Raw genomic sequence first — 24,339 nt, 5'->3', positions numbered from 1 at the left:
GTTTGGATGGAGGATAACAAATGCCAACAGTTGGCGTTTCCAACGGGACGTTTTATTACAAGAACGCGGTCGAGAAGCAAAAGACCGGCTCGAGCAATCTCGGCAGAGACGAGTTTTTGAAAATATTGATTACCCAGCTCTCCAATCAGGACCCGACCAAGCCGCTGGAGGATAAAGAGTTTATTTCGCAGATGGCCACCTTTACCTCGGTAGAACAGCTTACGAATATGGCGGGCGAGATGAGGCTGCTACGGCAATCGATCGGTTTCAGCTCCGCCTTGATCGGTCAGACGATCGGCTGGACGCAGAAAGATTCGAACGACAAGGAGCAGGTTCTGTCCGGCGTTGTCGAATCGATCAAGATCAAGGATAACAAGCAGTATGCGATCGTCGGAGAGAACCAGGTGTCCATTGATCAAATAACGGAGATCAAAAAGTAGAAGGTGTTTTTCCATGACGGATCGAATCACAGTCGGACATATGTATCCGAACGTCCCTTCGCCGATTGCCGCGAAACGATTCGATGTCAGCGTACGGCGACAGGAAGCTAGCCAAGGCCCGTCTTTTCAGGACGTATTTAACGACAGCCTCGTACGAATCAGTCATCATGCAGGCGTTCGGCTGCAGCAGCGCGGAATCGAGCTGAAACCGGAACAGATGGACAAAATCGGGACGGCGATCGAGAAGGCGGCTGCCAAGGGAGCGAAGGAATCGTTAATTGTCATGGACAACATGGCGATGATCGTGAACGTCAAAAGTAAAACGATCGTCACTGCCTTGGACCGTACGTCGATGACGGATAATGTGTTTACGCAAATCGACAGTGCCGTAATTATTTAGACCGGGCGAAGCGCGGGCCGGCCCTATCAGGGAGCCCTGGGCTGCGGACCGCTTGAAGCAGCCCGCAAACGCAAGCCTTACATTTGGGAGGAACGCGAATGCTTAGATCGCTATATTCCGGCGTATCCGGGATGAGAGGCTTTCAAACGAAGCTGGACGTCATCGGCAACAATATAGCAAACGTTAATACGATCGGCTTTAAAGGCAGCCGCGCAATGTTCAAGGACATTTTGAGCCAGACCGTAGCGGGCGTAACGGCGCCGGCCGACGGCAACGGCGGCGTGAATGCGAAGCAGATCGGACTCGGCGTGACGCTTGCGGCCGTCGATACGATACATACGCCGGGCAGCGCGATGACGACAAACGTCGTCACGGATGTGCGGATTGACGGCGACGGATTTTTTGCGGTGCGTGCCGGCGAAGACGGCGGCATTTTCCTGACGCGCGACGGCAATTTCAAGCTGGATGCGGCCGGACAAATCGTTACGGCAGACGGGTATCGCGTCATGGGCTTGGACGATGTTTTGCCGGTGATCGAAACGGATGCCGTTACGGCGTTTTCGATCGATCAGAACGGTCAGTTCATTGGGGTGAACGTAGATGGAACGTCTGCGCCGATCGACGGCATGCAGATCGCGGTAGTCAAAGTAACGAACCCGTCCGGCCTGGAGAAGGTCGGCGGCAATATGTACCGCGTAACGCCGAACGCTATGGAAGGCGACATCGTATTTTCGACGCCTAACGATCCGGAAGTAGGCACGGGGGCGATCATCTCGGGGCAGCTTGAGATGTCCAACGTTGATCTGACCGGCGAGTTTACGGAAATGATCGTAGCGCAGCGCGGCTTCCAGGCCAACTCCAAGATCATTACAACGTCTGATGAAGTGCTGCAAGAAGTGCTCAGCTTAAAACGATAAAACTTAGAAGCGGGCGGCGGGGGAGTAAGTAATCTCCCCTTGCCAAACCAAATGGCCTAGCAGTACGGTTTCGGGAGGATGATAGCGTGATACCTGTGACAAGACTCAATGGCAGCAAGTTAACCATTAACGCATTGTTGATCGAAACGATTGAGGAAACTCCGGATACGCTCATAACGCTGACAACCGGAAAAAAATTCATCGTGACCGAGAAGGTATCAGACGTGGTTGGCTTGGTAAAGGCATACATGCAAACTGTCGGATCGATCAGGGTCGCCGTCAAGAATAACGTCCCGGAGGGCTCATAGTCATGTTTAAGAACAAAATGCTGCAATGGTTAATCATGATTCTTATCGCCATTACCTTGATCGCGCTCGCAAGCTTCGTATTATGGGAGTACTTGGACAAAAAACCTAAGTCGACAGACCCTCTGGATCAAGCCGCCAGCTCCGTCGAAAATGTGAAAGTGAAAAAGATGACGGCGAAGGAAGAGAAAGATAACAGCGTGGAAATGAAGGACGTTCTCACGAATTTGTCCAGCAAAAACTACGTGAAAGTCAGTTTTTCCTTTTTGCTCGATAACAGCAAGGCGAAAGAGGAGTTCGAACTGCTGAATGCGCGAGTGCGGGCCATCGTTTTGCAGACGCTCGCCGATATGACGGGGGAACAGGCCAGCGGCTCCAAGGGTCAGGACCTTATCAGTACGACACTTATTAATAAAATTAACCCGATTTTATCCAAAGGTAAATTGGTGCGTGTCGACATTACAGACATAAACATCACGAATAATTAAGCAAATGCCGCGGATAAGGGGGTGATGGAATTGGTAGACGTACTATCGCAGAACGAGATCGACGCCTTGCTTGCCGCGCTTTCATCCGGCGAGATGGATGCCGAAGAGCTGAAAAAGGAAGAAACGCAAAAGAAAGTTCATGTGTATAATTTCAAACGCGCGGTCCGGTTTTCGAAGGATCATATTCGCAGCCTGATGCGGATTCACGAAAACTTCGCTCGTTATCTGACGACGTACTTCTCAGCGCAGCTTCGGACTTTCGTGCAAATTAACGTCGTTCAGGTCGAGCAATTGCCGTATGACGAATTTATACGCTCCATTCCGAAAATGACGATTTTAAATATATTCGAGGCAGAACCGCTGGAAGGCCGGATGGTGCTGGAAGTGCATCCGAACGTCGCATTCGCCATGCTGGATCGGATGCTTGGCGGTTCCGGCAGCTCTCCTCCCAAAATCAATGCGCTGACGGAGATCGAAACGATCGTCATGGAACGCATTTTCAGCCGGGCGTTCGAAAGCTTGCAGGAAGCGTGGAAAACGGTCATCGACCTGACCCCGAGACTTGAGGCGCTGGAGACAAATCCGCAATTCATGCAGATCGTATCGCCGAACGAAACGATCGCTCTGATCTCGCTGACGACCAAAATTGGCGATACATCCGGGATGATTAACCTGTGTATCCCGCATGTCGTCATCGAGCCGATCATGTCGCGATTATCCGTGCATCACCAATTTTTGTCCCAGCGCAAAAGCCGTGCGCCGGAAGAGGTCGAAGCGCTTCAGGAACGGGTGTACAAGGCAAAGCTTCCGATTGTGGCGGAACTTGGCGAGTCGGTTATCAACGTCAAGGAATTTCTGAATTTGGCCGCCGGAGACGTCATTTCATTAAATAAGACCGTTGACAACGGGCTGCATATCAAAGTAGGGGATAAACTCAAATTTATTGGAAGTCCGGGAACCGTTAAAGACAAACTTGCCGTGCAAATTACGGAGATTGTCAGCGAAGGGGTAGAAGAAAATGACGAGTAAAGATTATTTATCGCAAGAAGAAATCGACGCCCTGCTTCGGCAAACGAGCGATGATTTCGGCAGCGGTTCGTCGTCCGCCGGCAGTCCGACCGTTGATGATTTCTTGAGCCCGATCGAGCAGGATGCGCTTGGGGAAATCGGGAATATCACTTTCGGCAGCGCGGCGACCGCCTTGTCTACGCTTCTTGGCAAGAAGGTCGACATTACGACGCCGAAAGTTTCGATCATCGCCCGCACGGAGCTGGAGTCGGAATTCCCGAAGCCGCATGTCGCCATCCATGTCAACTATGTTGACGGCTTCGACGGCATCAATCTGCTAGTGATCAAAACGAAAGACGCGCAAGTGATCGCCGATCTGATGATGGGCGGGAGCGGCAATGTGACGGATGATATGGAGCTGTCCGAAATCCATATAAGCGCCGTCCAGGAAGCGATGAACCAGATGATGGGCTCCTCGGCTACGTCGATGTCGACGATATTCAACCGGTTTGTCAACATCTCGCCTCCCGGTATCAATATTTTGAATTTGCAAAATGGCGAGGGCAAAGATCAACTGCCGCGCGAAGATGTTTTCGTTAAAATCTCGTTCCGTCTCATTATCGGCGATCTGATCGATTCGACCTTGATGCAGCTGTTGTCCGTTTCGTTTTCCAAAGAGATGGTCTCCATCTTGCTGGGAGGCAGCGGGATGGATCCGGAGCCGGTAGCCCCGCCGCCGGCTGCACAAACCGAGGCCCCACAGGCCGCAACGCCTGCACCGGCTCCATCCGCGCCGGATCCGACGGCTGGCTACGGGCAACAAACGCCAATGCCGCCACAGATGCAGCCGCCGATGCAGATGCCGCCGGTTCAGCCGTTCGAAGATCCTTATGCGCAGCAGCACATGATGTATCAGCAGCCTTATCCGCAGCCGCCGATGTACCAGCAGCCCATGTATCAACAGCCGATGTATCCGCCGCAGCCGCATGTTCCGGCGAACTACGGGGGTATGCCGGGGCGCAACGTTAACGTGCAAGCTGCCCAATTTTCCAATCTGGGCGGAGCTTCCTTGCAAGGGGATGAAACCAATTTAAATTTATTGCTGGATATCCCCCTTAAAGTTACCGTAGAATTAGGTAGAACCAAAAAGCTGATCAAGGACATTCTGGAATTTTCCCAAGGCTCCATCATTGAACTGGATAAGCTGGCCGGCGAGCCAGTCGATATTCTGGTGAACAACAAATTGATAGCCAAAGGGGAAGTCGTAGTCATTGACGAAAACTTCGGTGTCCGCGTAACCGATATAATCAGCCAGATGGATCGCATTCAAAAATTACAATAATACCTGGGAGGCCTGACAGTTCAATGGCTAACAAAATTTTGATCGTAGACGACGCAGCATTCATGCGAATGATGATTAAGGACATCTTGAGCAAGAACGGGTACGAGGTTGTTGGAGAAGCTCCGGACGGAGCGGTAGCTGTGGAGAAATACAAAGAGCTGAAGCCCGATCTCGTAACGATGGACATCACGATGCCGGAGATGGACGGGATTGCCGCCCTCAAGGAAATCAAGAAATTCGACGCAGGCGCCAAAGTCATCATGTGCTCCGCTATGGGGCAGCAGGCGATGGTTATCGATGCGATCCAGGCCGGCGCCAAAGACTTTATCGTGAAGCCGTTCCAAGCCGACCGTGTTATCGAAGCGATCAAGAAAACGTTAGGGTAATGGCCATGACTGCGGGAGGACGATTAAGCCCGCTTCGCAAACGGGTTGAGCAGGCCGCTCTGGCCGTATGTTCGTTAGCGGTTTCGTGGAGTATCGCATCGACCGCATATGCCGATGGAAAAACGGAGGAGGATTCGTTCCGGGCCGGCACTGGCGTATCTGCCGTCCCCGGGGATTCCGGAGCCGTCTTTATTGCAATGGTGAAAGTGATCTTTTTCCTTGTTCTTATTATCGGCATCTTCCTAGTTATAATGAAGGTTTTGGCCAAAAAAAAATGGCGCTGGCATCCGGCGGGAGCGGCTTTTCACACGCTTGGGGGATTATCGCTCGGGCAGAACAAATCCGTTCAGGTCGTGGAGATCGGCAGGTCCATTTACGTGCTCGGGGTCGGCGAGAACATCACCTTGATTCAAAAAATCGACGATCCCGAGGAAATGGCCTACATAACCGCGTTCCTTTCGCCGGAGGATACGATCGGCGGGTTAGGCTTGCAAAAGCTGCGCGATTGGCTTGGCCGAAACAAAAAAAGCGAGACGGAATCGGTGGAGGATGAAAATCAGGTGGCCGCTTCTTTTCAAAGCGTGTTCCAATCCAAAATGAATCAAATGGCAGGCCGCAAAAAGATGATGGAAGACATGCTGCAAAATGGCGATAACGACAACCGGAAGTTAGAGCCATGAAGCGTTATATCGCCGTTCTCGGCGCTTTGCTTGCGATATGGCTGATGAACCCGGGACAAGCGTTTGCCGCCGATCCGATACCCGGTATCGATATTAACGTCGGCAGCGGCGAAGGAATTGCCGGAACGACCAATACGGTCACGCTTATCCTGTTAATAACCGTGTTAAGTCTGGCGCCGGCGATCCTGGTGCTGATGACGAGTTTTACCCGGATCGTTATCGTGCTCGGCTTTGTGCGCACGGCTCTGGGTACGCAGCAGATGCCGCCGAATCAAGTATTGATCGGCCTGGCCTTGTTTTTATCATTATTCGTTATGTCGCCTACGATCTCGCAAATGAATCAGACGGCGATTCAGCCTTATCTAAAAGGGGAAATCACCCAAACCGATGCGCTAGCCAAGGCGGCGCTGCCGCTCAAGAAGTTTATGGCGGCGCAAACGCGCGAAAAAGATTTGATGCTGTTTCTGAACTACTCGAAAGCGGAAAAGCCGAAAGGGATCGAAGATACGCCGCTTACGGCGTTAATTCCGGCGTTCGCCATCAGCGAACTGAAGTCGGCCTTTCAGATGGGGTTCATGATCTTCATTCCGTTTCTGGTTATCGACATGGTTGTCGCCAGTACGCTCATGGCGATGGGGATGATGATGCTGCCGCCGGTTATGATTTCGCTGCCGTTTAAAATTTTGCTGTTCGTTCTTGTCGACGGCTGGTATTTGGTAGTCAAATCCCTTCTGCTGAGCTTTAATGCGCCGTTATGACGTACGTAGTTTGGCCAGCAAACGGAAAGGAGTGGCCTTCGCCCTGAGTTCCGAATTTGTCATACGTCTTGCCGGAGAAGCTGTTTATACCGTTCTGAAAGCCTCTGCACCCATGCTTCTGCTCGCGCTGGCGGTGGGTCTCATCATCAGCGTGTTCCAGGCGGCTACGCAAATCCAGGAACAAACTTTGGCCTTCGTTCCGAAAATTGTAGTCGTGCTGCTGTCCATCCTGATGTTCGGACCTTGGATTTTGCAGACGCTGGTCGACTATACGTTCAACCTGCTCGATAATTTGTACAAGTTTATCAGGTAGGGAGATCGCCGATGGAACAGTGGATTCCTTACTTGCCGAACTGGCTGCTTCTGTTTTGCCGCATTACTGCGTTTATGCTGGCCGCCCCGGTTTTTTCCACCCGCGGCTTGCCGCCGACGTGGAAAATCGGTGTAGCGGCGATGATCGCCTTTATTACGTTTCCGGCTGCCGGTTTAAACAATCCGACTGCCATCGACGGGCTGTTTATCGTCTCGATTATCCGCGAAGTGCTGGTTGGATTGCTGCTCGGCTTTACCGCCTACATGTTTTTTACGGCTGTCCAAATTGCCGGATCGTTTATCGATATCCAGATGGGACTCGGCATTGCGAACGTGATCGACCCGATGACGGGCGCACAAAGTCCGCTGATCGGCAATTTCAAATTTATTTTGGCGATGCTGCTGTTTTTGACCTTTAACGGTCATCATTACATGATTGAAGGCTTGATCAAAAGCTACGAGTGGATGCCGCTGTCGAACGGACTGTTCGCCGCCATCCAGAACGGTACTGTACACGAATTTTTGCTGCGTTCGTTCGCGAGTGTGTTTTCGTTAGCGCTGCAAATGTCAACGCCTTTGGTAGTAGCCTTGTTTTTGACCGACATCGGGCTCGGCATTTTGTCCAAAACGGCACCGCAGTTCAACATTTTCGTCGTCGGCGTACCGATTAAAATATTGATCGGCTTTCTGCTGCTCGTACTTGTACTTCCCGGTTTTGTATTTCTGTTTCAAGATTTGTTCAGCTCCTTGTTCCAATCGCTCGATCAACTGGTTAAGCTGATCGGACAAGCCTCGAAATAATTCCGCCAAACGAATAGGGGGTGTCAATAACGTGACGCGATTCGCGCTGCCGCTCGATCTACAGCTGTTCGCCGGGGAGAAAACCGAGAAGGCAACGCCGAAGAAACGCCAGGATGCGCGCAAGAAAGGGCAAGTCGCCAAATCGATGGAGCTCCCCTCGTCGTCCATTCTGTTCGGAATCGTGCTTCTGCTGTTCGGGTATGGCAGCATTATGCGGGACAAAATCGAGAATATGTTCTTATTCACCATTCACGACTACATGGGGATGGAGCTGACGCCAAGCACGGCTGCGACGATATTCGGTCGGCTTATTTTCGAAGGACTGCTGCTGCTGGCTCCCATATTCGGTCTGGCCTTAGTTATGGCGGTAGTGGCGTCCGCATCGCAGGTCGGTTTCTTGATTACGATGGAGCCGCTGAAAATGTCGTTTAGCAAGCTGGACCCGATCAAAGGAATTGCCAATTTGTTCAAGCTTCGGGCGCTGGTGGAGCTGCTCAAATCGGTGCTGAAAATGACCGTTATCGGTCTTGTCGTTTTTTTCACGATCTGGAATTCCCGCGACGTGCTGATCGAGATGGGCCGATGGCCGCTTATTCATACGTTCTCGTATACGGCCAAGCTGATTATGACGCTCGCGATCGAAATTGCCGTCATTTTGCTCATTCTCGCGCTGTTCGATTATATGTACCAGCGCTACGAGCACGAGAAAAATTTGAAAATGTCCAAAGACGAAGTGAAGCAGGAGTATAAAAACTCCGAAGGGGACCCGCTCATCAAAAGCAAAATCCGCGAAAAGCAGCGGAGAATGGCGCTGCAGCGGATGATGCAGGAAGTTCCCAAGGCCGACGTCGTTATTACGAACCCGACGCACTTCGCCGTAGCGATCCGCTACGATCCGAAAAAATCGGAAGCGCCTGTAGTCGTAGCCAAAGGCATGGATTACATCGCATTGAAAATTCGGCAGGTCGCGGAGGAACACGGTATCGTCAAGATGGAAAACAAGCCGCTAGCCCGCGCACTGTACGACCAGGTCGAGATCGGACAAACGATACCGGCCGATCTGTTCCAGGCGGTGGCCGAGGTGCTGGCCTACGTATATAAGCTGAAAGGCAAAACGACGATTACTTAACGGAAATGATCGGCATAGAATCACGAATAGGGAAAGGAGGGCGAATCCATGCGAACGAGAGATTTATTCATATTGTCCGGCATCATCGGCATCATTCTCATGATGGTCGTCCCCATCCCGCTTGCGCTGCTCGACTTCCTGCTTATCGTTAACATTTCGATCGCGCTGATCATTATTCTGATTGCGATGAATACGCAGCAGGCGCTCGATTTTTCCATTTTTCCGACGCTACTGCTGATTACGACGCTGTTTCGGCTGGCGCTGAACGTATCGACTACGCGAAATATTTTGAGTGAGGCTGAGGCGGGCAACGTAGTGGCGACGTTCGGCTCCTTCGTCGCCGGAGGCAATCTGGTAGTCGGCTTTGTCGTATTTCTCATTCTCGTTATCGTGCAGTTTATCGTTATTACGAAAGGTTCGGAGCGCGTAGCCGAAGTCGGAGCGAGATTTACGCTTGACGCGATGCCCGGCAAACAGATGGCGATCGACGCCGATCTGAACTCCGGACTGATCAACGAGCAAGAAGCGAAAGACAGACGGAAAAAAATCGAAAGGGAAGCCGATTTTTACGGGGCGATGGACGGTGCGAGCAAATTCGTCAAAGGCGACGCGATCGCGAGCATCGTTATTTTGTTCATCAACATGATCGGCGGTTTGATCATCGGGGCGACGTTTCACGGCATGTCGCTTTCGGAGTCGCTGCATACGTTCTCGATCCTGACGATCGGCGACGGACTCGTCAGCCAAATTCCGGCGCTGCTCATCTCGTCTGCGGCCGGTATCATCGTAACGCGCGCCGCTTCCGAAGGGAACCTCGCGAGCGACTTGACGGCGCAGCTGTTCAGTTATCCGAAGCTGCTCTATGTTGTGGCCGGAACCGTTATGTTTCTCGGCCTCTTCACACCCATTCACCTGATCACGACTGTGCCGATCGCCGGCCTTCTCGTGTTGGCGGCCTACCGGATGCAGCGAAACTTGTCGCGCAAGGCGGAAGAAACGGAACAGCTTGTGGAAGAACAGCAAATCGAAGAAGTCAGAAGCCCGGAGAGCGTGATCTCGCTTCTGCAGGTTGATCCGATCGAATTCGAGTTCGGGTACGGTCTCATTCCGCTGGCGGACACGAACCAGGGCGGCGACCTGCTGGACCGGATCATTCTCATCCGCAGACAGTGCGCGCTGGAGCTCGGTCTTGTCGTTCCGGTCATCCGCATTCGCGACAATATTCAGCTTCGCCCGAACGAGTATGTGATCAAAATTAAAGGAAATACGGTCGCGCGCAGCGATCTGCTGCTAAACCACTATTTGGCGATGAGTCCGGGGATCGAAGACGACTCGATCGTCGGCATCGAAACGACGGAGCCGGCCTTCGGCCTGCCCGCCCAGTGGATCGACGAGGCGATGAAGGAAAGGGCGGAGCTGTCCGGCTATACGGTAGTCGATCCGCCGTCCGTCGTGGCCACTCATCTGACCGAGGTCGTGAAGCGTCATGCGCACGAGCTGCTCGGACGCCAGGAAACGAAGATGCTGATCGAGAACATCAAGGAAAGCTATCCGGCGCTTGTGGACGAGCTGATCCCGAACGTGCTCAGCGTCGGCGACGTGCAAAAAGTGCTGGCCAAGCTGCTGAAAGAAAAAATTTCGATCCGCGATCTCGTGACGATATTCGAAACGCTGGCCGACTACGGCACGTATACGAAGGACCCTGACATTTTGACCGAATACGTGCGGCAAGCTTTGTCGCGGCAAATTACGAATCAGTACGCAAACGGACAATCGCTCAAAGTAGTTACGATCGGCCCGTCGCTGGAGAAGAAAATAGCGGAAAGCGTACAGCAGACGGAGCACGGCTCCTATCTCGCGATGGACCCGGCTTCGTCGCAGACGATTTTCCAGAAAGTATCCGAGCAGCTTACGAAGCTGATTCAGCAAGGGCAGCCGCCGGTCATCCTGGCTTCTCCTACAATCCGCATGTATTTGCGCCAACTGCTGGAGCGCACGATGCAGGACATTACGGTATTGTCGTACAGCGAGCTTGAGCCTCAAGCCGAAATTCAAAGCGTAGGGGTGGTGAACCTGTGAGAGTGAAGCGTTATGTAGTGGACTCGATGCCGGATGCGCTGCAAAAAATTCGTGCCGATCTAGGCAAAGACGCGGTCATCCTGAATACAAAAGAAATTCGTTCAGGCGGTTTTCTCGGCCTGTTCGGCAAAAAGAAGATCGAGGTCATCGCCGCCACCGATTCCGGAGGGCAGAAGCAGCCCGCACCGAGTCCTACGGTACCGCTTAGGCAGGCCGCCGCCGTTCCGGCGACCCCGTCGTTCGTTTCGCAAATGCAGGAGGCGCTGATTCACGGCGGGATGAAGGAGGCTGCTCCGGCATCGGCTTCGGTCGCCATGCTGGATACGCCGATATTGCCGCCTGTCGTTCCTCCTGTCTCTCAAGCCGTGCAGCAGGCCGGCAGACATCAAGCGAGAGAAGACATCCTGCTGGATGAAATCAAACAAATGAAAGAAATGTTCGCCAAACTGGCGACTGGGGTTCAGCTGGCCGCCAAGTACCCGGAGCCGGTGGCGAAATTCGAGAAGCAGTTGCTGGATCAGGGCATTTCCGCCGACATCGTCGAACGGCTGCTCCTTCAGGCGACCGAACAATTTGAAAGCGAGACGTCGCCGAAAACGGAGCCATTCGCGTATGAAGCGGTCAAACAGCAGCTCAAGGCGATTTTACATAATCCGAACCGTAAAGGCATAGCCGAGGATACGCGCATCGCACACTTCGTAGGTCCGACCGGCGTCGGCAAAACGACGACGATTGCCAAGCTGGCGGCGGAGCAGGTGCTGAAGTATAACCGCAAGGTCGGCTTCATCACGTCCGACACGTACCGGATCGCGGCGGTCGAGCAGCTCAAAACGTACGCCACCATTTTGAACATACCGCTCGAGGTGGTGTTTTCGCCGCAGGAGCTTGCCCGGGCGTACGAACAGCTGAAGCATTGCGACGTTATCTTCATGGACACCGCCGGCCGCAATTTCCGCAATCAGATGTACGTATCCGAGCTGAACTCGCTGCTGCAAACGAAGGGCAGAAGCGAAACGTATCTCGTGCTCTCGCTGACTTCCAAATATAGCGACATGAAGGCGATCACCGAAAATTTCGCCAAATTCCAGCTGGATCAAGTCATTTTTACGAAGTTCGACGAAACCGATTCGTACGGCTCCATCATTAATCTGCTGTATGATTTTCCGCTGCAGCTGTCGTACTTGACTAACGGTCAGAACGTTCCGGAGGACATTTCGCTTACAGAAGAAGATCGGCTCGCCGAGCTTCTCCTGGAGGAACGCAGCTGATGAACGATCAAGCGCAAAGCCTTCGCAATCTGGTCAAATCGCAAACCGATTCTCGCGAGCGGAACACGAGGATCATTACGGTTACGAGCGGCAAGGGCGGTGTAGGGAAGTCGAATTTTACGCTTAACTTCGCGCTGTCGCTGCAAAAGCGGGGCTACAAGGTTCTCGTATTCGATGCCGATATCGGACTCGCCAATATCGATCTGCTTATGGGCGTTTCTCCCAAGTACAGCTTGTACCATCTGCTCAAACGGGAAAAAAGCATCTGGGATATCATCTATAAAGGTTATCACGATCTGGAGTTCATTGCCGGAGGTTCGGGCTTTAACGATTTGATCCGGCTCACTGAAGAGGAGATCGACTATTTCGCCGAGCAGGTGAACGAACTTAGCGGTTATGTCGACTTTATTATTTTCGATACGGGCGCCGGATTGTCGAAGGAGACGCTGAAGTTTATCGTTGCGGCATCGGAAACGATTGTGGTTACCACGCCGGAGCCGACGGCGATTACCGACGCGTACGCCATTATCAAAATGGTTACTTCGATGGGGCATGTGGTGCGCTTCAGGCTAGTGGTCAACCGGGTAACGGAATCGGGCGAAGGCAAGTATACGGCGGACAAAATCAGTTTGGTAGCCAAGCAGTTTTTGAATCTGGACATTCCGACCTTAGGCTTCGTTGAGGATGACGCCAGTGTAAGCAAGGCGGTCAAGAAGCAAATTCCGTTTACGGTCGCTTTCCCTGCCTCTCCGGCTTCCCGAAGCATCGATCGTCTGGCCGGACAATTTATTACCGGGGAAGCCGCTGCCGAAGCTCCAAACGGAGCAGTGAAACAATTTTTGAGCAAAATGATGCGACTGCTGAAGTGAGACGCCGGATACAACCAATGACATCAGGATGAGGTGATTTTTATGACGAAGCATAAAGTTTTGGTCGTTGACGATTCGGTCTTCATGCGTAAAATCATATCCGACCTGATTAAGGAAGACGAGCGGTTCGAAGTGATCGATACGGCTAAAAACGGTCTGGAAGCCGTCGACAAAACGAAACGTTTGAAGCCCGACGTCGTCACTCTCGATATCGAAATGCCGGAGATGAACGGACTCGATGCTTTGCGGCTCATTATGGCGGATACTCCCGTGCCGGTAGTCATGCTCAGCAGCTTGACGGAAGAAGGGGCGAAGGAAACGATCGCCGCGCTGGAGATGGGAGCCGTTGATTTTGTGCGCAAGCCGTCCGGTTCCATCTCGCTTGACTTGTTTAAAGTAAAAGCTTTGCTGCTGGACAAGCTGTCGATCGCCGTGCAAACCCGGGTATCGAAAATCTCGGCGCCTCCGGTCGTGCCGCGGCCGATCATTCAGCCGCCCAAGCCCCTGTTCGTAGACAACAAGCCGAAGGAATTGTCGGAAAAGACGTACGGCGGCCGCATCGAACGTTTGGTTGCCATCGGGACGTCGACAGGAGGGCCGCGCGCGCTGCAGCAGGTTGTCTCGGCGCTGCCCGAGCATTTTCCGGCGCCTGTTCTGATCGTGCAGCATATGCCTCCGAATTTCACCAAATCGCTTGCCATGCGTTTAGATTCTACATCGCAAATCAAAGTCACGGAAGCCTGCGACGGAGACCGGCTGCAAAACGGCGTTGCCTACATCGCGCCGGGCGGCTGGCATATGATCCTTAAGAAAGACGACATGGGATACAAGATCCGGCTGACGAAGGATGAGCCCCGCAGTGGGCACCGGCCATCGGTCGACATGCTGTTCGATTCGCTGCTGCCATACCGGGAGCTGAAGCGCCACGTCGTGCTGATGACGGGAATGGGCAGCGACGGCGCCAAAGGGATGCAGGCGCTGCGTCAGGCCGGCGCACTGTCGACGATCGCGGAATCGAACGAAACCTGCGTCGTCTACGGCATGCCCCGCGCCGCGGTAGAGCTGGGCTGCGTGACCCATCAGCTGCCGCTGTACCAGATCGCCGCCAAATTGACCGAACTCGTTACGCAGGACTACCACTCAAAAACGTAAATCCGATGGAAGACGGGGTGTTGTCGTATGGAAATGAATCAATACTTGAGCATGTTTATCGACGAGTCCAAGGAGCATTTGCAGGCTTTGAACGATAACATGTTGAGGCTGGAAGCAAGCCCGGAAGATATCAGTATCGTGCAGTCGATTTTCCGTTCGGCCCATACGCTCAAAGGCATGTCCGCGACAATGGGGTTCGAGGATCTGGCTTCGCTGACCCACGAGATGGAAAATGTGCTCGACCTGGTTCGCAACCATAAGCTGTCGATGAACCCGTTCATCTTCGACGCGATTTTCAAAAGCTTGGATTCGCTCGATGCGATGGTCGAGGACATCGTAAACGGCGGGACGGGGAAGGCGGACGTATCGGCGATTGTGGCCGTACTGAAGTCGATCGTATCCGGCGATTACGAGAAAGCTGCGGCCGCGACAGCCACGGCCCCGGCGGCTGCTCCGACGGCTTCTGCAGGAGCGGAGCTGGACGAGTTTCAATATTCGATTTTGCTGCAGTCGGTTGAGGCCGGGCTTCAGGTTTACCGATTGGAAGTTACGCTGCAAAAAACGTGCGTGCTGAAAGCGGCTCGCGCTTACATGGTGTTCAGCTACCTGGAGCAGAACGGCGAAATCGTCAAGTCGATGCCTTCGGTTGAAGATATTGAGAAGGAAAAGTTCGAAACCTCGTTCTCCGTTTATTTCGTTTCGGAACAAAGCGGGGAAGAGTTGGAGCGGCAGGTCGGCAATATTAGCGAGATGGAATCGGTGCAGGCGGAGAAGCTCGATCCGGAAGGCTTGAAGCGCAAAATGCAGCCTGCGCCGGCAGCTACTGCTGCGGCCGCTAGTGAAGTGGCTTCAGCGGCGAACGAAGTGTCTCCCGCAGCGGCGGCGAAGCCCGTGGCGGCAGCGGCTCCGAAGGCTGCCGGAGGCGGGGCGCCCGTTCAATCCCGCACGATTCGCGTCGATATCGAACGCCTCGACGTGCTGATGAATTTGTTCAGCGAGCTGCTGATTGACCGGGTGCGTCTCGAGCAGCTCGCGAGCGAGGTGCGCCGCAGCGATCTGACCGAAACGGTAGAGCATATGGCGCGGGTCAGCAGCGATCTGCAAAATATCGTGCTGAAGCTGCGCATGGTGCCGGTCGACAACGTGTTCAACCGGTTTCCGCGCATGGTTCGCGACCTGGCCAAGTCGCTCGACAAAAAGGTGGATCTGATCATAACCGGCGCCGAAACCGAGCTTGACCGGACCGTCATTGATGAAATCGGCGACCCGCTCGTTCACCTGCTGCGCAATTCCGTCGACCATGGCGTGGAAACCGTGCCGGAGCGATTGGCCGCGGGCAAACCGGAAACGGGTACCGTCCATTTGCGGGCGTTCCACAGCGGCAATCATGTCTTCATCGAAATCGAGGACGACGGCAAAGGCATCAACCGCAATAAAGTGCTCGATATCGCCTTGAAGAGAGGCGTGGTCAGCCCGGAGCAGGCGAAGACGCTGACCGACGAAGAAGTGTATATGCTGCTGTTTGCCGCAGGCTTCAGCACGGCCGATAAAATATCCGATATTTCCGGACGGGGCGTCGGACTCGACGTCGTCCGAACGAAGATCGAATCGCTCGGCGGACGCGTGCATGTCACTTCGAATTACGGCAAAGGAACGAACTTTTCCGTTCAGCTCCCGCTTACGCTATCGATCATATCCGCGATGCTGGTCCGGCTCGGGGACGAGAAGTATGCGATTCCGTTATCCTCGATCGTGGAAACCGCCGTCGTTCGCAAGGAGCAGGTTCGCAGCGTGCACGGCAATAAAATGATGGAATACCGCAGCGGCATCATTCCGCTTATATCGCTAAGCACGTTGTTCGATGTGCCTGGTTACTCCGAAGCGGATGAGGAGGAAACAGAAATTGTCGTCGTCCGCAAAGGCGAAAAGCTGGCCGCCTTGATGGTAGACGAGTTTATCGGACAACAGGAAATTGTGCTTAAATCGCTTGGCAAATATTTGACGAATTTGTTTGCCGTCTCCGGTGCGACGATTTTGGGAGACGGGCAAGTTGCGCTTATCGTCGATTCGAACGCTTTGATTAAATAATGGGGGGATTTAAGATGGCAGAAGAGCTGAAAGTGATCGTGTTTTCGCTTGCCCACGAGCAGTACGGCGTCGAGGTGGATAAAGTTCGGACGATTGAGCGGATGCAGCCGCTCACCCGCGTTCCGAAAACGCCCGCCTTCGTCAAGGGCGTCATCAATTTGCGCGGCGTCGTCGTGCCGGTTATCGATCTGAGAGGCCGCTTCAATTTGGAGGAGGCCGAGTATACCGACAATTCCCGGATTATTATCGTTGCCGTAGGCGAGATGGAAGTCGGGATGATCGTAGATTCGGCGAACGACGTAGTCGATGTGAACAGCGACGAAATCGAGCAGCCTCCGGAAATCGTAGGCGGCATTCGGGCCAAATATTTGCGGGGACTCGCCAAGCTTGGAGAAGGCAAAATCCTCGTGCTGCTGAATCTGGAGGAAGTTCTGAACAAGAGCGAAATTGTGCAGCTTGAACAGTTCGGTGAATAACGATGAGTGACCTACATAACCTGGAAGACTTTCAACTGGACGTATTGAAGGAAGTGGGCAATATCGGGGCGGGCAATGCGGCGACCGCCTTGTCAAAGCTGATGTCGCGGCCGGTCGACATGCAAGTGCCGCTCGTAAACCTGCTTCCGTTCGAAGATATTATCGAGATGCTGGGCGGTTCGGAACAGACCGTCCTCACCATTTATTTGCGCGTCACGGGCGATTCGCCCGGAAATATGTTCTTTCTGCTGACTCAGAATTCCGCCAAAAAGCTGCTCAAAAACTTGGCCGGCATGGAAAGCGACAATGCGGAGCAATTTTCCGAAATGGAGCTGTCCGCTTTAAACGAGATCGGCAATATTTTGGCTGGCTCCTACTTATCCTCGCTCGCCGATTTTACGAAACTGAGCATGTCGCCTACCGTCCCGTCTCTGACGATCGATATGCTTGGCGCCGTCGTCAGCTACGGACTTATGCAATACGGGGAAATGGGCGATAAAGCGCTGTTTATCGACACGAAGTTTTTGGAAGGTCAAGATGCCGTAGAGGCTCATGTGTTCTTCGTTCCCGATCCGGATTCTTTCGGCAAAATTTTCCGTGCCTTGGGAGTGCCTGTCGAATGACCCCAGACTCTTACATCAAGGTCGGCATGGCCGATTTGCAAGTAGCCTCAGGGGCCGGGATTTTGAAAACGACAGGGCTTGGCTCATGCGTAGGGGTTACGCTCTACGATCCTAAAACGAAGGTTGCCGGGATGGCCCATGTCATGCTTCCGTCCTCCGAGATTGCCAAGGAAGGGGCGATTAACACGGCCAAATATGCCGATACGGCCATTCCGGAGATGATAACCCGGATGAACCGGATGGGCGCGGTCAATTCGCGGATGATTGCCAAGCTGGCGGGAGGCGCGCAAATGTTCGCCTTCGGCACGACGAGCGATACGATGCGAATCGGCCCCCGTAACGTGGAATCGTGCAAAATGCAGCTCAAACTGCTATCCATTCCGATTGTTGCGGAAGACACAGGAGGAAGCTTCGGCCGAACGATCGAGCTGAACTCGGAGAACGGCATCCTTCTTCTGCGAACCGTACAACAAGGAGTTAAGGAACTGTAGCCATGATTGGAACTGTGCGCTGGAATCTTATTGTCGGGTTGGGCGGTTTTTTGCTTACCTTTTTCATGTCGATGTCCGAAAACTTTATATGGCGGGCACTGCTTCACGGCATGTACAGCTTTTTGATTTTGTTTGCCGTTGTTTATGCGCTTCGCTGGGTGCTCGGTACGCTGGCGGGGTTGAAAAACGTTGCCGCACCGAACGAGTCGGCGGACGCTTCGGCCGGACAAGCGGTCAACGAAACGACGCCTGACGATCAGGAGATGTTGAATCAGATGCTGAAGGATCAGCTGAGCGCGGGCTCGGACGATTCGTTCATTCCGCTCCAGCCGAAAAAACTCGTTTCCGTGTCCGATACAGCCCCTGAAAAACTTGCGGGCGCGCTGCGACAAATGAAAGAAGAGTAAGGAGTGCTGGCCCCATGATTCAATTGAAGCAATCCCCTTTGTCCAACATCGAGATATGGAATCAATGGAAAAGTGACGGTTTGCTTTCGGCCAAACAATCGCTCGTGGAACAATATTTGCCTTTGGTCGATTATGTAGTCGGCCGCCTCCTCGTCGGTTTGCCGAAAAATGTTTCACGGGACGATATTTCCAGTTATGGTATAATGGGATTAATCGACGCGATCGAGAAGTTCGATCACGAGCGCGGCTTACAGTTCGAAACCTACGCTTCCTGGCGCATTCGCGGAGCGGTCATCGACGGTCTGAGGCAGGGGGACTGGGTGCCTCGTTCCGTCCGCGAAAAGGCGAAAAAAATCGAGGAGGCGTACCAGACGCTGGAGCAGCAATATTTGCGTTCGGTAACGGATGCGGAGATGAGCGCATACTTAAACGTGAGCGAAAAGGAATTTGCCCATATGCTCCAGGAAATTTCGAATACGGCCGTTTATTCGTTCGACGACCCGATCAAGGAAGAGGAATCCGAGACCCGGCTATCGCTTATGGTGGATGAGAAGGCGAAAAATCCGGAAAGCCGGGTGAGCGAGTTTTTCTTGAAGGAGTCGCTGGCGAAGGCGATCGACAAGCTGACGGAGAAAGAACGTACCGTAGTATCGTTGTTTTATTACGAGGAATTATCGCTGAGCGAAATTGCGGAAGTGATGGCACTTTCTCCTTCGCGCATATCGCAGCTGCATTCGAAGGCGATCCTGCGGCTTCGCGGATCGCTGGGAAGATGGAAAGCGCAGCTCATGCAGCCATAACGTAATCTTTGAAGGGGGAGATTGAATTGTCCACCATATTGCCTTTGGAGCACTATTTGAATGTGAGCCTGGCCGAGGACAAATTTTCAGCCTCCATCCAAATCGCTACACTTTCGGATTCCTTCCAATTTACGGCCCACGACATCGTCTCGTTTCTAGATAAAAACAATATACGTTACGGCGTTCAACTAGACGTTATTAATCGAATCACCCGAGAGCCGATGTCATTCATGCAGACGAAAACCGTTGTCGCTGTCGGCGAAGTTCCCAGCGAAGGAATTGATGGTGAAATTCGGAATTTGTACGACTTGGATGAGCAAGCGAAAAGGCCGGCTGAGCTCGAGGATGGGACAGTCAACTACAAGGAGCTGGTTCGGCTGGCCAATGTCCGCAAAGGACAATTGATAGCTGAACGCACTTTTGCCAAGGACGGAGCGCCGGGAAGAACGGTGGGTGGCGATATCGTGCCGGGCCGAAAAGGGAAAGAGGCACGGTTCAAAATTGGCAAAAACGTCGTTGCCGACGGCGAGCAAAAGGCGCTTTATGCGGCAATCGACGGCATGGTCGTGATCACGGACAACGGTAAAATCAATGTATTTCCGATCTACGAAGTGAACGGCGACGTCGACTACCGGACAGGCAACATCGACTTTTTGGGCACAGTCGTCATTCGCGGAAATGTGCTTTCCGGCTTTACGGTCAGGGCGGCGGGAGATATCCGCATCACCGGAGGCGTGGAAGGCGCCGAAGTGGACGCGCTGGGCTCCATTGAAGTAGGCGCCGGCATTCTCGGTCATAACAAAGCGGTCATCCGGGCGGGAGTTACTCTGAAAAGCTCGTTCATTCAGGACGCTACGATCGAAGCCGGACAAGACGTCATCGTATCTCAGAGCATCCTTCACTCCCAGGTGCGGGCCGGGCAAGCGATCCTGTGCAACGGACCGAAGGGACTCATCGTAGGCGGAACGATTCAGGCGGGCGAGAGAGTGACCGCCAGAACGATAGGCAATACGATGTCCACGCCCACCTCGATCGAGGTCGGTGTCGTCCCGGAGCTGCGCAATGAGCTGACTTCGCTGCGCCAACAGTTAAGACAGCTGCAAGAAGGACTCGACAAAACCGACAAGGCGCTCGTTCTGCTCGATCAGCTCGCCGCAGCAGGATCGCTGTCGGCGGAGAAGCTGGCCATGCGCATCAAGCTGTCCCACACGAAGAAGCAGGCGATGGAAGAGCAGATTTCGCTCAAGGAGCGCATCCTGGACATCGAGAAGACGCTTGAGGATACGGACCGGGCGAAGGTGCAAGTCATATCCGTCGTGTACGGCGGGACGAAGATCGTCATCGGAAGATACACCCGATTTGTGAAGGACGCAATCTCCCGCGTGTGCTTCGTGTATTCCGATGGAGATATTGCGATGCAGCCGAACGTATAAGCCGTGTTTGGCCTTATCATTACCGTTACAAAATAAGCTGCACGCCCAGGGCATATAAATCCGTATGGGAGGGATAGGCATGAGTTTCAGATCGGTTGAAATGCAGATTGCGATACCCCGCACCAGCGAGATCGGAAGCGCGCAAACCCATTTGATGCACAAGCCGGCTTATGACCAAACGGCACTGGCTGACAAAATATCGCAGCAGAAAGAACGGGAGCTGCTCCAAAGCACGAAGGTTGAAGAGCCCTCGGCGGCGTTTGTCCGCGAGCATCTTAACGATAAAGGCGGCAAGCGGAAGGAACGTCAGAAAAACAAGTCCGAAAAGCCGCAGCAAGCGGCGGAGGCCGAGCGTGCCGCTCACCCTTACAAAGGGCAGCATATCGATTTTTCGCTGTGAGAATAAACAATAGCTCGCTTATACAGCTTTCGCACATGCTCGCAGATGCGGAAGCTGCTTTATTTAGAATCGAAGAAAGCACAAAGGATGAGAACCCGTGGCAGATGCTTGGTTGTATATCGTCCTGCTTGGAGGAGTCATTGTCGTTTACGCCAAGTTCGTTCCGAAGCGCGAAACCGATACCAAGCAGACGCATGTGATCAAAGAAATCGAACAAACGATGGAACAGTTTTCCGCCGATCTGGAGGAAGAAAACCGCCAGTTGCTTCAGCTCGTTTCCGATATGAAACACGACCATCAGGCGCACACCGCCAAGCTGGAAGGCCGGCTCGAAGCCGTAGAACTGCAAAATCGCGCGATCGGAGAGCAGATCGCCGTTTTACAGCGTTCTGAGCAAATCCGTAAGGAAGAACAGGAGGCCTTCCTTCGGACGCAGTCCGCTCCGACGGTTAAGGCAGATCATAGCGGAAGCGCCCTGCAATCGCCGGCAGGCGCCCCAATACAGGACGAGCCTGCGAATCAGCCAGACACGTCTGCCGGTCAAGGTCCGATGAGTATTCGGCAGCGATACAGCGGCGTGTTCGAATTGTACGACCAGGGCAAGTCGACCGAGTACATTGCGAAAAAGCTGGAAATGAACAAGGGTGAAGTGACGCTAATTATTCAACTGGCAGAGCGGGAGGCTCAGGCTCGTGTTTAAAAACAGACTGTTTTTGTATGGCCTGGGGCTTGGCCTTATCGTGGGCGCTGTCCTGCTCCAGCTGATGCTGAAGGTGGATCAGTTCGAAAACGGATCGCCGGACCCGGCAAGCGCAGCTACGGCGGAGCAGCTTCAAGCTTGGGCGGACAAGCTGAACTATAAGCTTTATCCGAAGGAGCAGACGATTTATACGGAGAAAGATTTGGAGACGATCCGAGCGAAGATCGCAGAGGAAGAGCGGACGAAGCTGGCCGCTCAGGCGCCCGGCTCGTTACCGCAAGCTCCGGCCAAAACGGTTCATTCAATCTATATATCCGAGCGGATGGAAGCCTACAATGTCGCGGATATGCTCGTCAAAGCGGGAATGTTTACCGACGCCTCGCAGTTTATATCCGCCTTAGCGCAAAAAAAGATGACGACCCGCATACGAGCCGGTTCGTATACGTTCGAAGGACCGGTTACGATTGACGACATCATTGCCAAAATCACCATCGCCTCGCCGTAAATTTCACATCATTTCTTCATTAAAGTAGAAAGGGCGTGGAGCCAAGTGGCGAAGTTTTCGGTTTTATTTTATTTTGTCGGCGGAGGAACGCATCTGATGGAAGTACAGGCGGATACGTTCACGCAAGTGTCGATGAGCATTACGCAAAATCGCGACGGCTGGTTCGGCAAGCAGGGAGATTTGATCCATTTGGCTAACGTGGCGCGGGTACAAATCAGCGAGTCGGAGGAACGCGGACCCAGAATCGGCAAATAATCGTGTCGAAACGGGGACAAAAAACACCCGATGATGCGAACCTTGTTGCAAACCGTGTTTCATTTGTGGTATAGTAATTCTCGGTGTCAAACCACACACGCCTTTTAATTCCGCTGAAGGTGCTCCGACAGCTCCGCTTAACCGCAGGAGACCGACTCGTTCGGAAGGAGTCTCAACGGAAGATGCGAAAGGCGGCGGAAACCCAAAACCAATTACAAGGAGGTGCGTGAAGATGGCAGTAATCTCCATGAAGCAGCTTCTCGAAGCTGGGGTACACTTCGGTCATCAGACTCGTCGCTGGAACCCGAAAATGGATCGTTACATCTTCACCGAAAGAAACGGCATTTACATTATTGACCTGCAAAAAACGGTCAAAAAAGTGGAAGAAGCGTACAACTTCGTAAAATCGGTCGCTGACGACAACGGCACGATCCTGTTCGTAGGAACGAAGAAACAAGCGCAAGACTCCGTAAAAGAAGAAGCAGAGCGCTGCGGCATGTATTACATCAACCAACGCTGGCTCGGCGGCACGCTGACGAACTTCGATACGATCAAGAAGCGGGTTAACCGCCTGCACGATCTTGAGCGTATGGAAAACGACGGCACGTTCGAACTGCTTCCGAAAAAAGAAGTCATTTTGCTTCGCAAAGAAATGGAACGCCTCGAGAAATTCCTCGGCGGCATCAAACATATGAAAGCTTTGCCTAGCGCCCTGTTCGTCATCGACCCGCGCAAAGAGCGCATCGCAGTTGCAGAAGCGCGCAAATTGGGCATTCCGATCGTCGGTATCGTTGACACGAACTGCGACCCGGACGAAATCGACTACGTTATCCCGGGCAACGACGACGCGATCCGCGCCGTTAAACTGCTCACAGGCAAAATTGCCGACGCAGTCGTAGAAGCTCACCAAGGCGAGCAAACAACAGCTTAATTCAAATCGATGGACAAAAAAAGGGTGGTGAAGGTTATTTAACCTCTCGTCGCCCTTTTTTGAAGAGAATAAATATAATAGGCTAGGCTCGTTGGTACGGAAAACGGACAACGGGAAAAACAAAGGAGGTCTAGGCGAATGGCAGTAACGGCACAAGCAGTAAAAGAATTGCGCGAAAAAACAGGAGCAGGCATGCTCGATTGCAAAAAAGCTTTGGAAGAGGCTAACGGAGATTTGACGAAAGCTTCTGAAATCCTTCGTGAAAAAGGACTTGCGGCTGCAGCGAAAAAAGGCGACCGCGTTGCAACGGAAGGCGCAGTCGAGTCGTACATTCACGCAGGCGGCCGCATCGGCGTTCTCGTCGAAGTCAACTGCGAAACCGACTTCGTAGGCAAAACCGATTCGTTCCGCGAATTCGTTCGCGACATCGCTATGCAAATCGCGGCAACGAGCCCGCTGTACGTCGGTCGCGAAGAAGTGCCGCAAGAAGCACTTGACAAAGAACGCGAAATCTTGAGAAACCAGGCGCTTAACGAAGGCAAGCCGGCTCACATCGTTGACAAAATGGTGGAAGGCCGTTTGAGCAAGTATTACGAAGAAAACTGCTTGCTCGAGCAAGCGTTCATCAAAGACCAGGACAAAACGATCAACACGCTGCTGAACGAAAAAGTAGCTACGATCGGCGAGAAAATTTCGATTCGCCGTTTTGTACGTTTCGAGCTTGGCGAAGGCCTCGAGAAAAAGCAAGACAATTTCGTTGAAGAAGTTATGGCTCAAGTGAAACAATAAGGTCGTTCGCAGACAACCAATACCGCCGCTTTTTCTGGTATTGGTTGTCGCATCATAGTCTGGAATAAGGAACACGCGGTGTTCCTTATTTTGTAACGGAAAGCTGC

The 24,339-nt window shown here is 53.1% G+C and carries 30 protein-coding genes; all 30 read left to right on the top strand.

Going from position 1 to position 24,339, the window contains the following annotated elements:
* Window positions 1–20: 20 nt before the first annotated feature.
* The 30 genes from D7M11_RS00670 (at window position 21) to tsf (ending at window position 24,232) form a co-directional block, all read left to right on the top strand.
* Window positions 21–440 (top strand): flagellar hook capping FlgD N-terminal domain-containing protein, encoded by a 420-nt coding sequence (locus D7M11_RS00670; protein ID WP_120745224.1) that lies wholly within the window; start codon window positions 21–23, stop codon window positions 438–440.
* 13 nt (window positions 441–453) lie between these two features.
* Window positions 454–840 (top strand): TIGR02530 family flagellar biosynthesis protein, encoded by a 387-nt coding sequence (locus D7M11_RS00665; RefSeq protein WP_120745223.1) that lies wholly within the window; start codon window positions 454–456, stop codon window positions 838–840.
* A gap of 98 nt (window positions 841–938) precedes the next feature.
* Entirely contained in the window at window positions 939–1,757 is an 819-nt protein-coding gene (locus D7M11_RS00660) for a flagellar hook-basal body complex protein (RefSeq protein WP_120745222.1), read from the top strand.
* Window positions 1,758–1,843: 86 nt separating this feature from the next.
* Window positions 1,844–2,065 (top strand): flagellar FlbD family protein, encoded by a 222-nt coding sequence (locus D7M11_RS00655; RefSeq protein ID WP_120745221.1) that lies wholly within the window; start codon window positions 1,844–1,846, stop codon window positions 2,063–2,065.
* Window positions 2,066–2,067: 2 nt separating this feature from the next.
* Window positions 2,068–2,550 (top strand): flagellar basal body-associated FliL family protein, encoded by a 483-nt coding sequence (locus D7M11_RS00650; RefSeq protein ID WP_120745220.1) that lies wholly within the window; start codon window positions 2,068–2,070, stop codon window positions 2,548–2,550.
* Window positions 2,551–2,580: 30 nt separating this feature from the next.
* On the top strand, window positions 2,581–3,579 hold the full coding sequence (gene fliM, locus D7M11_RS00645; RefSeq protein ID WP_120745219.1) for a flagellar motor switch protein FliM: 999 nt from the start codon (window positions 2,581–2,583) through the stop codon (window positions 3,577–3,579).
* On the top strand, window positions 3,569–4,900 hold the full coding sequence (gene fliY / locus D7M11_RS00640) for a flagellar motor switch phosphatase FliY (protein WP_120745218.1): 1,332 nt from the start codon (window positions 3,569–3,571) through the stop codon (window positions 4,898–4,900). The genes fliM and fliY overlap by 11 nt, the downstream gene beginning before the upstream one ends.
* A gap of 23 nt (window positions 4,901–4,923) precedes the next feature.
* Window positions 4,924–5,286 (top strand): response regulator, encoded by a 363-nt coding sequence (locus D7M11_RS00635; RefSeq protein WP_120745217.1) that lies wholly within the window; start codon window positions 4,924–4,926, stop codon window positions 5,284–5,286.
* Window positions 5,286–5,966: a flagellar biosynthetic protein FliO gene (locus D7M11_RS00630; protein WP_120745216.1), complete on the top strand. Its 681-nt coding sequence runs from the start codon at window positions 5,286–5,288 to the stop codon at window positions 5,964–5,966. The genes D7M11_RS00635 and D7M11_RS00630 overlap by 1 nt, the downstream gene beginning before the upstream one ends.
* Entirely contained in the window at window positions 5,963–6,724 is a 762-nt protein-coding gene (gene fliP, locus D7M11_RS00625; RefSeq protein WP_120745215.1) for a flagellar type III secretion system pore protein FliP, read from the top strand. Before D7M11_RS00630 ends, fliP begins: the two co-directional genes overlap by 4 nt.
* Before the next feature lie 43 nt (window positions 6,725–6,767).
* Window positions 6,768–7,037 (top strand): flagellar biosynthesis protein FliQ, encoded by a 270-nt coding sequence (gene fliQ / locus D7M11_RS00620; RefSeq protein ID WP_120745701.1) that lies wholly within the window; start codon window positions 6,768–6,770, stop codon window positions 7,035–7,037.
* A gap of 11 nt (window positions 7,038–7,048) precedes the next feature.
* The gene (gene fliR, locus D7M11_RS00615) at window positions 7,049–7,837 is read left to right on the top strand and encodes a flagellar biosynthetic protein FliR (protein WP_120745214.1); all 789 of its coding nucleotides are present in this window, start codon (window positions 7,049–7,051) and stop codon (window positions 7,835–7,837) included.
* Window positions 7,838–7,868: 31 nt separating this feature from the next.
* Complete coding sequence (flhB, locus tag D7M11_RS00610) at window positions 7,869–8,966, top strand: flagellar biosynthesis protein FlhB (RefSeq protein WP_193556070.1); 1,098 nt, start codon at window positions 7,869–7,871, stop codon at window positions 8,964–8,966.
* Between the two features lie 48 nt (window positions 8,967–9,014).
* Window positions 9,015–11,045 (top strand): flagellar biosynthesis protein FlhA, encoded by a 2,031-nt coding sequence (gene flhA, locus D7M11_RS00605; RefSeq protein ID WP_120745212.1) that lies wholly within the window; start codon window positions 9,015–9,017, stop codon window positions 11,043–11,045.
* Complete coding sequence (gene flhF / locus D7M11_RS00600; protein WP_120745211.1) at window positions 11,042–12,313, top strand: flagellar biosynthesis GTPase FlhF; 1,272 nt, start codon at window positions 11,042–11,044, stop codon at window positions 12,311–12,313. Before flhA ends, flhF begins: the two co-directional genes overlap by 4 nt.
* Complete coding sequence (locus D7M11_RS00595; RefSeq protein ID WP_120745210.1) at window positions 12,313–13,182, top strand: MinD/ParA family protein; 870 nt, start codon at window positions 12,313–12,315, stop codon at window positions 13,180–13,182. Before flhF ends, D7M11_RS00595 begins: the two co-directional genes overlap by 1 nt.
* Before the next feature lie 42 nt (window positions 13,183–13,224).
* Entirely contained in the window at window positions 13,225–14,334 is a 1,110-nt protein-coding gene (locus D7M11_RS00590; protein ID WP_120745209.1) for a protein-glutamate methylesterase/protein-glutamine glutaminase, read from the top strand.
* Between the two features lie 27 nt (window positions 14,335–14,361).
* Window positions 14,362–16,422 carry a chemotaxis protein CheA gene (locus tag D7M11_RS00585; RefSeq protein WP_120745208.1) on the top strand — a complete coding sequence of 687 codons (2,061 nt, stop codon included), beginning with the start codon at window positions 14,362–14,364 and terminating at the stop codon, window positions 16,420–16,422.
* Between the two features lie 14 nt (window positions 16,423–16,436).
* Window positions 16,437–16,898, top strand: a complete 462-nt coding sequence (locus D7M11_RS00580) for a chemotaxis protein CheW (RefSeq protein ID WP_120745207.1) — start codon at window positions 16,437–16,439, stop codon at window positions 16,896–16,898.
* Window positions 16,899–16,900: 2 nt separating this feature from the next.
* A complete protein-coding gene (locus tag D7M11_RS00575; RefSeq protein ID WP_120745206.1) occupies window positions 16,901–17,521 on the top strand; it encodes a chemotaxis protein CheC in 621 nt (206 codons plus the stop codon).
* Window positions 17,518–18,012 (top strand): chemotaxis protein CheD, encoded by a 495-nt coding sequence (locus D7M11_RS00570; protein WP_120745205.1) that lies wholly within the window; start codon window positions 17,518–17,520, stop codon window positions 18,010–18,012. The genes D7M11_RS00575 and D7M11_RS00570 overlap by 4 nt, the downstream gene beginning before the upstream one ends.
* Window positions 18,013–18,014: 2 nt before the next feature.
* A complete protein-coding gene (locus tag D7M11_RS00565; RefSeq protein ID WP_120745204.1) occupies window positions 18,015–18,419 on the top strand; it encodes a hypothetical protein in 405 nt (134 codons plus the stop codon).
* A 14-nt stretch (window positions 18,420–18,433) separates the two neighbouring features.
* Complete coding sequence (locus D7M11_RS00560) at window positions 18,434–19,219, top strand: FliA/WhiG family RNA polymerase sigma factor (RefSeq protein WP_120745203.1); 786 nt, start codon at window positions 18,434–18,436, stop codon at window positions 19,217–19,219.
* A gap of 26 nt (window positions 19,220–19,245) precedes the next feature.
* Window positions 19,246–20,652, top strand: coding sequence for a FapA family protein (locus tag D7M11_RS00555; RefSeq protein ID WP_120745202.1), 1,407 nt, complete (start codon window positions 19,246–19,248; stop codon window positions 20,650–20,652).
* A gap of 79 nt (window positions 20,653–20,731) precedes the next feature.
* The gene (locus D7M11_RS00550; RefSeq protein WP_120745201.1) at window positions 20,732–21,052 is read left to right on the top strand and encodes a hypothetical protein; all 321 of its coding nucleotides are present in this window, start codon (window positions 20,732–20,734) and stop codon (window positions 21,050–21,052) included.
* Between the two features lie 97 nt (window positions 21,053–21,149).
* On the top strand, window positions 21,150–21,752 hold the full coding sequence (locus D7M11_RS00545; protein WP_120745200.1) for a beta/alpha barrel domain-containing protein: 603 nt from the start codon (window positions 21,150–21,152) through the stop codon (window positions 21,750–21,752).
* On the top strand, window positions 21,745–22,257 hold the full coding sequence (locus D7M11_RS00540) for an MltG/YceG/YrrL family protein (protein WP_120745199.1): 513 nt from the start codon (window positions 21,745–21,747) through the stop codon (window positions 22,255–22,257). The genes D7M11_RS00545 and D7M11_RS00540 overlap by 8 nt, the downstream gene beginning before the upstream one ends.
* Before the next feature lie 45 nt (window positions 22,258–22,302).
* The gene (locus tag D7M11_RS00535) at window positions 22,303–22,512 is read left to right on the top strand and encodes a hypothetical protein (RefSeq protein WP_120745198.1); all 210 of its coding nucleotides are present in this window, start codon (window positions 22,303–22,305) and stop codon (window positions 22,510–22,512) included.
* 232 nt (window positions 22,513–22,744) lie between these two features.
* Window positions 22,745–23,443 carry a 30S ribosomal protein S2 gene (gene rpsB / locus D7M11_RS00530; RefSeq protein ID WP_120745197.1) on the top strand — a complete coding sequence of 233 codons (699 nt, stop codon included), beginning with the start codon at window positions 22,745–22,747 and terminating at the stop codon, window positions 23,441–23,443.
* 138 nt (window positions 23,444–23,581) lie between these two features.
* Window positions 23,582–24,232, top strand: a complete 651-nt coding sequence (gene tsf, locus D7M11_RS00525; protein WP_120745196.1) for a translation elongation factor Ts — start codon at window positions 23,582–23,584, stop codon at window positions 24,230–24,232.
* The last annotated feature ends 107 nt before the right edge of the window (window positions 24,233–24,339 follow it).

Source organism: Paenibacillus ginsengarvi, from assembly GCF_003626695.1.
Taxonomy (GTDB): domain Bacteria; phylum Bacillota; class Bacilli; order Paenibacillales; family NBRC-103111; genus Paenibacillus_AB; species Paenibacillus_AB ginsengarvi.
The sequence above is the reverse complement of the archived record's forward strand: the minus strand, read 5'-3'. Positions and strand labels throughout refer to the sequence as shown.

What these genes read in the sequence shown, in the direction of transcription:
- D7M11_RS00670 (WP_120745224.1), top strand. Translation starts at nt 21, where the DNA reads ATGCCAACAGTTGGCGTTTCCAACGGGACGTTTTATTACAAGAACGCG.
- D7M11_RS00665 (WP_120745223.1), top strand. Translation starts at nt 454, where the DNA reads ATGACGGATCGAATCACAGTCGGACATATGTATCCGAACGTCCCTTCG.
- D7M11_RS00660 (WP_120745222.1), top strand. Translation starts at nt 939, where the DNA reads ATGCTTAGATCGCTATATTCCGGCGTATCCGGGATGAGAGGCTTTCAA.
- D7M11_RS00650 (WP_120745220.1), top strand. Translation starts at nt 2,068, where the DNA reads ATGTTTAAGAACAAAATGCTGCAATGGTTAATCATGATTCTTATCGCC.
- fliY (WP_120745218.1), top strand. Translation starts at nt 3,569, where the DNA reads ATGACGAGTAAAGATTATTTATCGCAAGAAGAAATCGACGCCCTGCTT.
- D7M11_RS00635 (WP_120745217.1), top strand. Translation starts at nt 4,924, where the DNA reads ATGGCTAACAAAATTTTGATCGTAGACGACGCAGCATTCATGCGAATG.
- D7M11_RS00630 (WP_120745216.1), top strand. Translation starts at nt 5,286, where the DNA reads ATGGCCATGACTGCGGGAGGACGATTAAGCCCGCTTCGCAAACGGGTT.
- fliP (WP_120745215.1), top strand. Translation starts at nt 5,963, where the DNA reads ATGAAGCGTTATATCGCCGTTCTCGGCGCTTTGCTTGCGATATGGCTG.
- fliR (WP_120745214.1), top strand. Translation starts at nt 7,049, where the DNA reads ATGGAACAGTGGATTCCTTACTTGCCGAACTGGCTGCTTCTGTTTTGC.
- flhA (WP_120745212.1), top strand. Translation starts at nt 9,015, where the DNA reads ATGCGAACGAGAGATTTATTCATATTGTCCGGCATCATCGGCATCATT.
- D7M11_RS00595 (WP_120745210.1), top strand. Translation starts at nt 12,313, where the DNA reads ATGAACGATCAAGCGCAAAGCCTTCGCAATCTGGTCAAATCGCAAACC.
- D7M11_RS00590 (WP_120745209.1), top strand. Translation starts at nt 13,225, where the DNA reads ATGACGAAGCATAAAGTTTTGGTCGTTGACGATTCGGTCTTCATGCGT.
- D7M11_RS00585 (WP_120745208.1), top strand. Translation starts at nt 14,362, where the DNA reads ATGGAAATGAATCAATACTTGAGCATGTTTATCGACGAGTCCAAGGAG.
- D7M11_RS00580 (WP_120745207.1), top strand. Translation starts at nt 16,437, where the DNA reads ATGGCAGAAGAGCTGAAAGTGATCGTGTTTTCGCTTGCCCACGAGCAG.
- D7M11_RS00575 (WP_120745206.1), top strand. Translation starts at nt 16,901, where the DNA reads ATGAGTGACCTACATAACCTGGAAGACTTTCAACTGGACGTATTGAAG.
- D7M11_RS00570 (WP_120745205.1), top strand. Translation starts at nt 17,518, where the DNA reads ATGACCCCAGACTCTTACATCAAGGTCGGCATGGCCGATTTGCAAGTA.
- D7M11_RS00565 (WP_120745204.1), top strand. Translation starts at nt 18,015, where the DNA reads ATGATTGGAACTGTGCGCTGGAATCTTATTGTCGGGTTGGGCGGTTTT.
- D7M11_RS00560 (WP_120745203.1), top strand. Translation starts at nt 18,434, where the DNA reads ATGATTCAATTGAAGCAATCCCCTTTGTCCAACATCGAGATATGGAAT.
- D7M11_RS00550 (WP_120745201.1), top strand. Translation starts at nt 20,732, where the DNA reads ATGAGTTTCAGATCGGTTGAAATGCAGATTGCGATACCCCGCACCAGC.
- rpsB (WP_120745197.1), top strand. Translation starts at nt 22,745, where the DNA reads ATGGCAGTAATCTCCATGAAGCAGCTTCTCGAAGCTGGGGTACACTTC.
- tsf (WP_120745196.1), top strand. Translation starts at nt 23,582, where the DNA reads ATGGCAGTAACGGCACAAGCAGTAAAAGAATTGCGCGAAAAAACAGGA.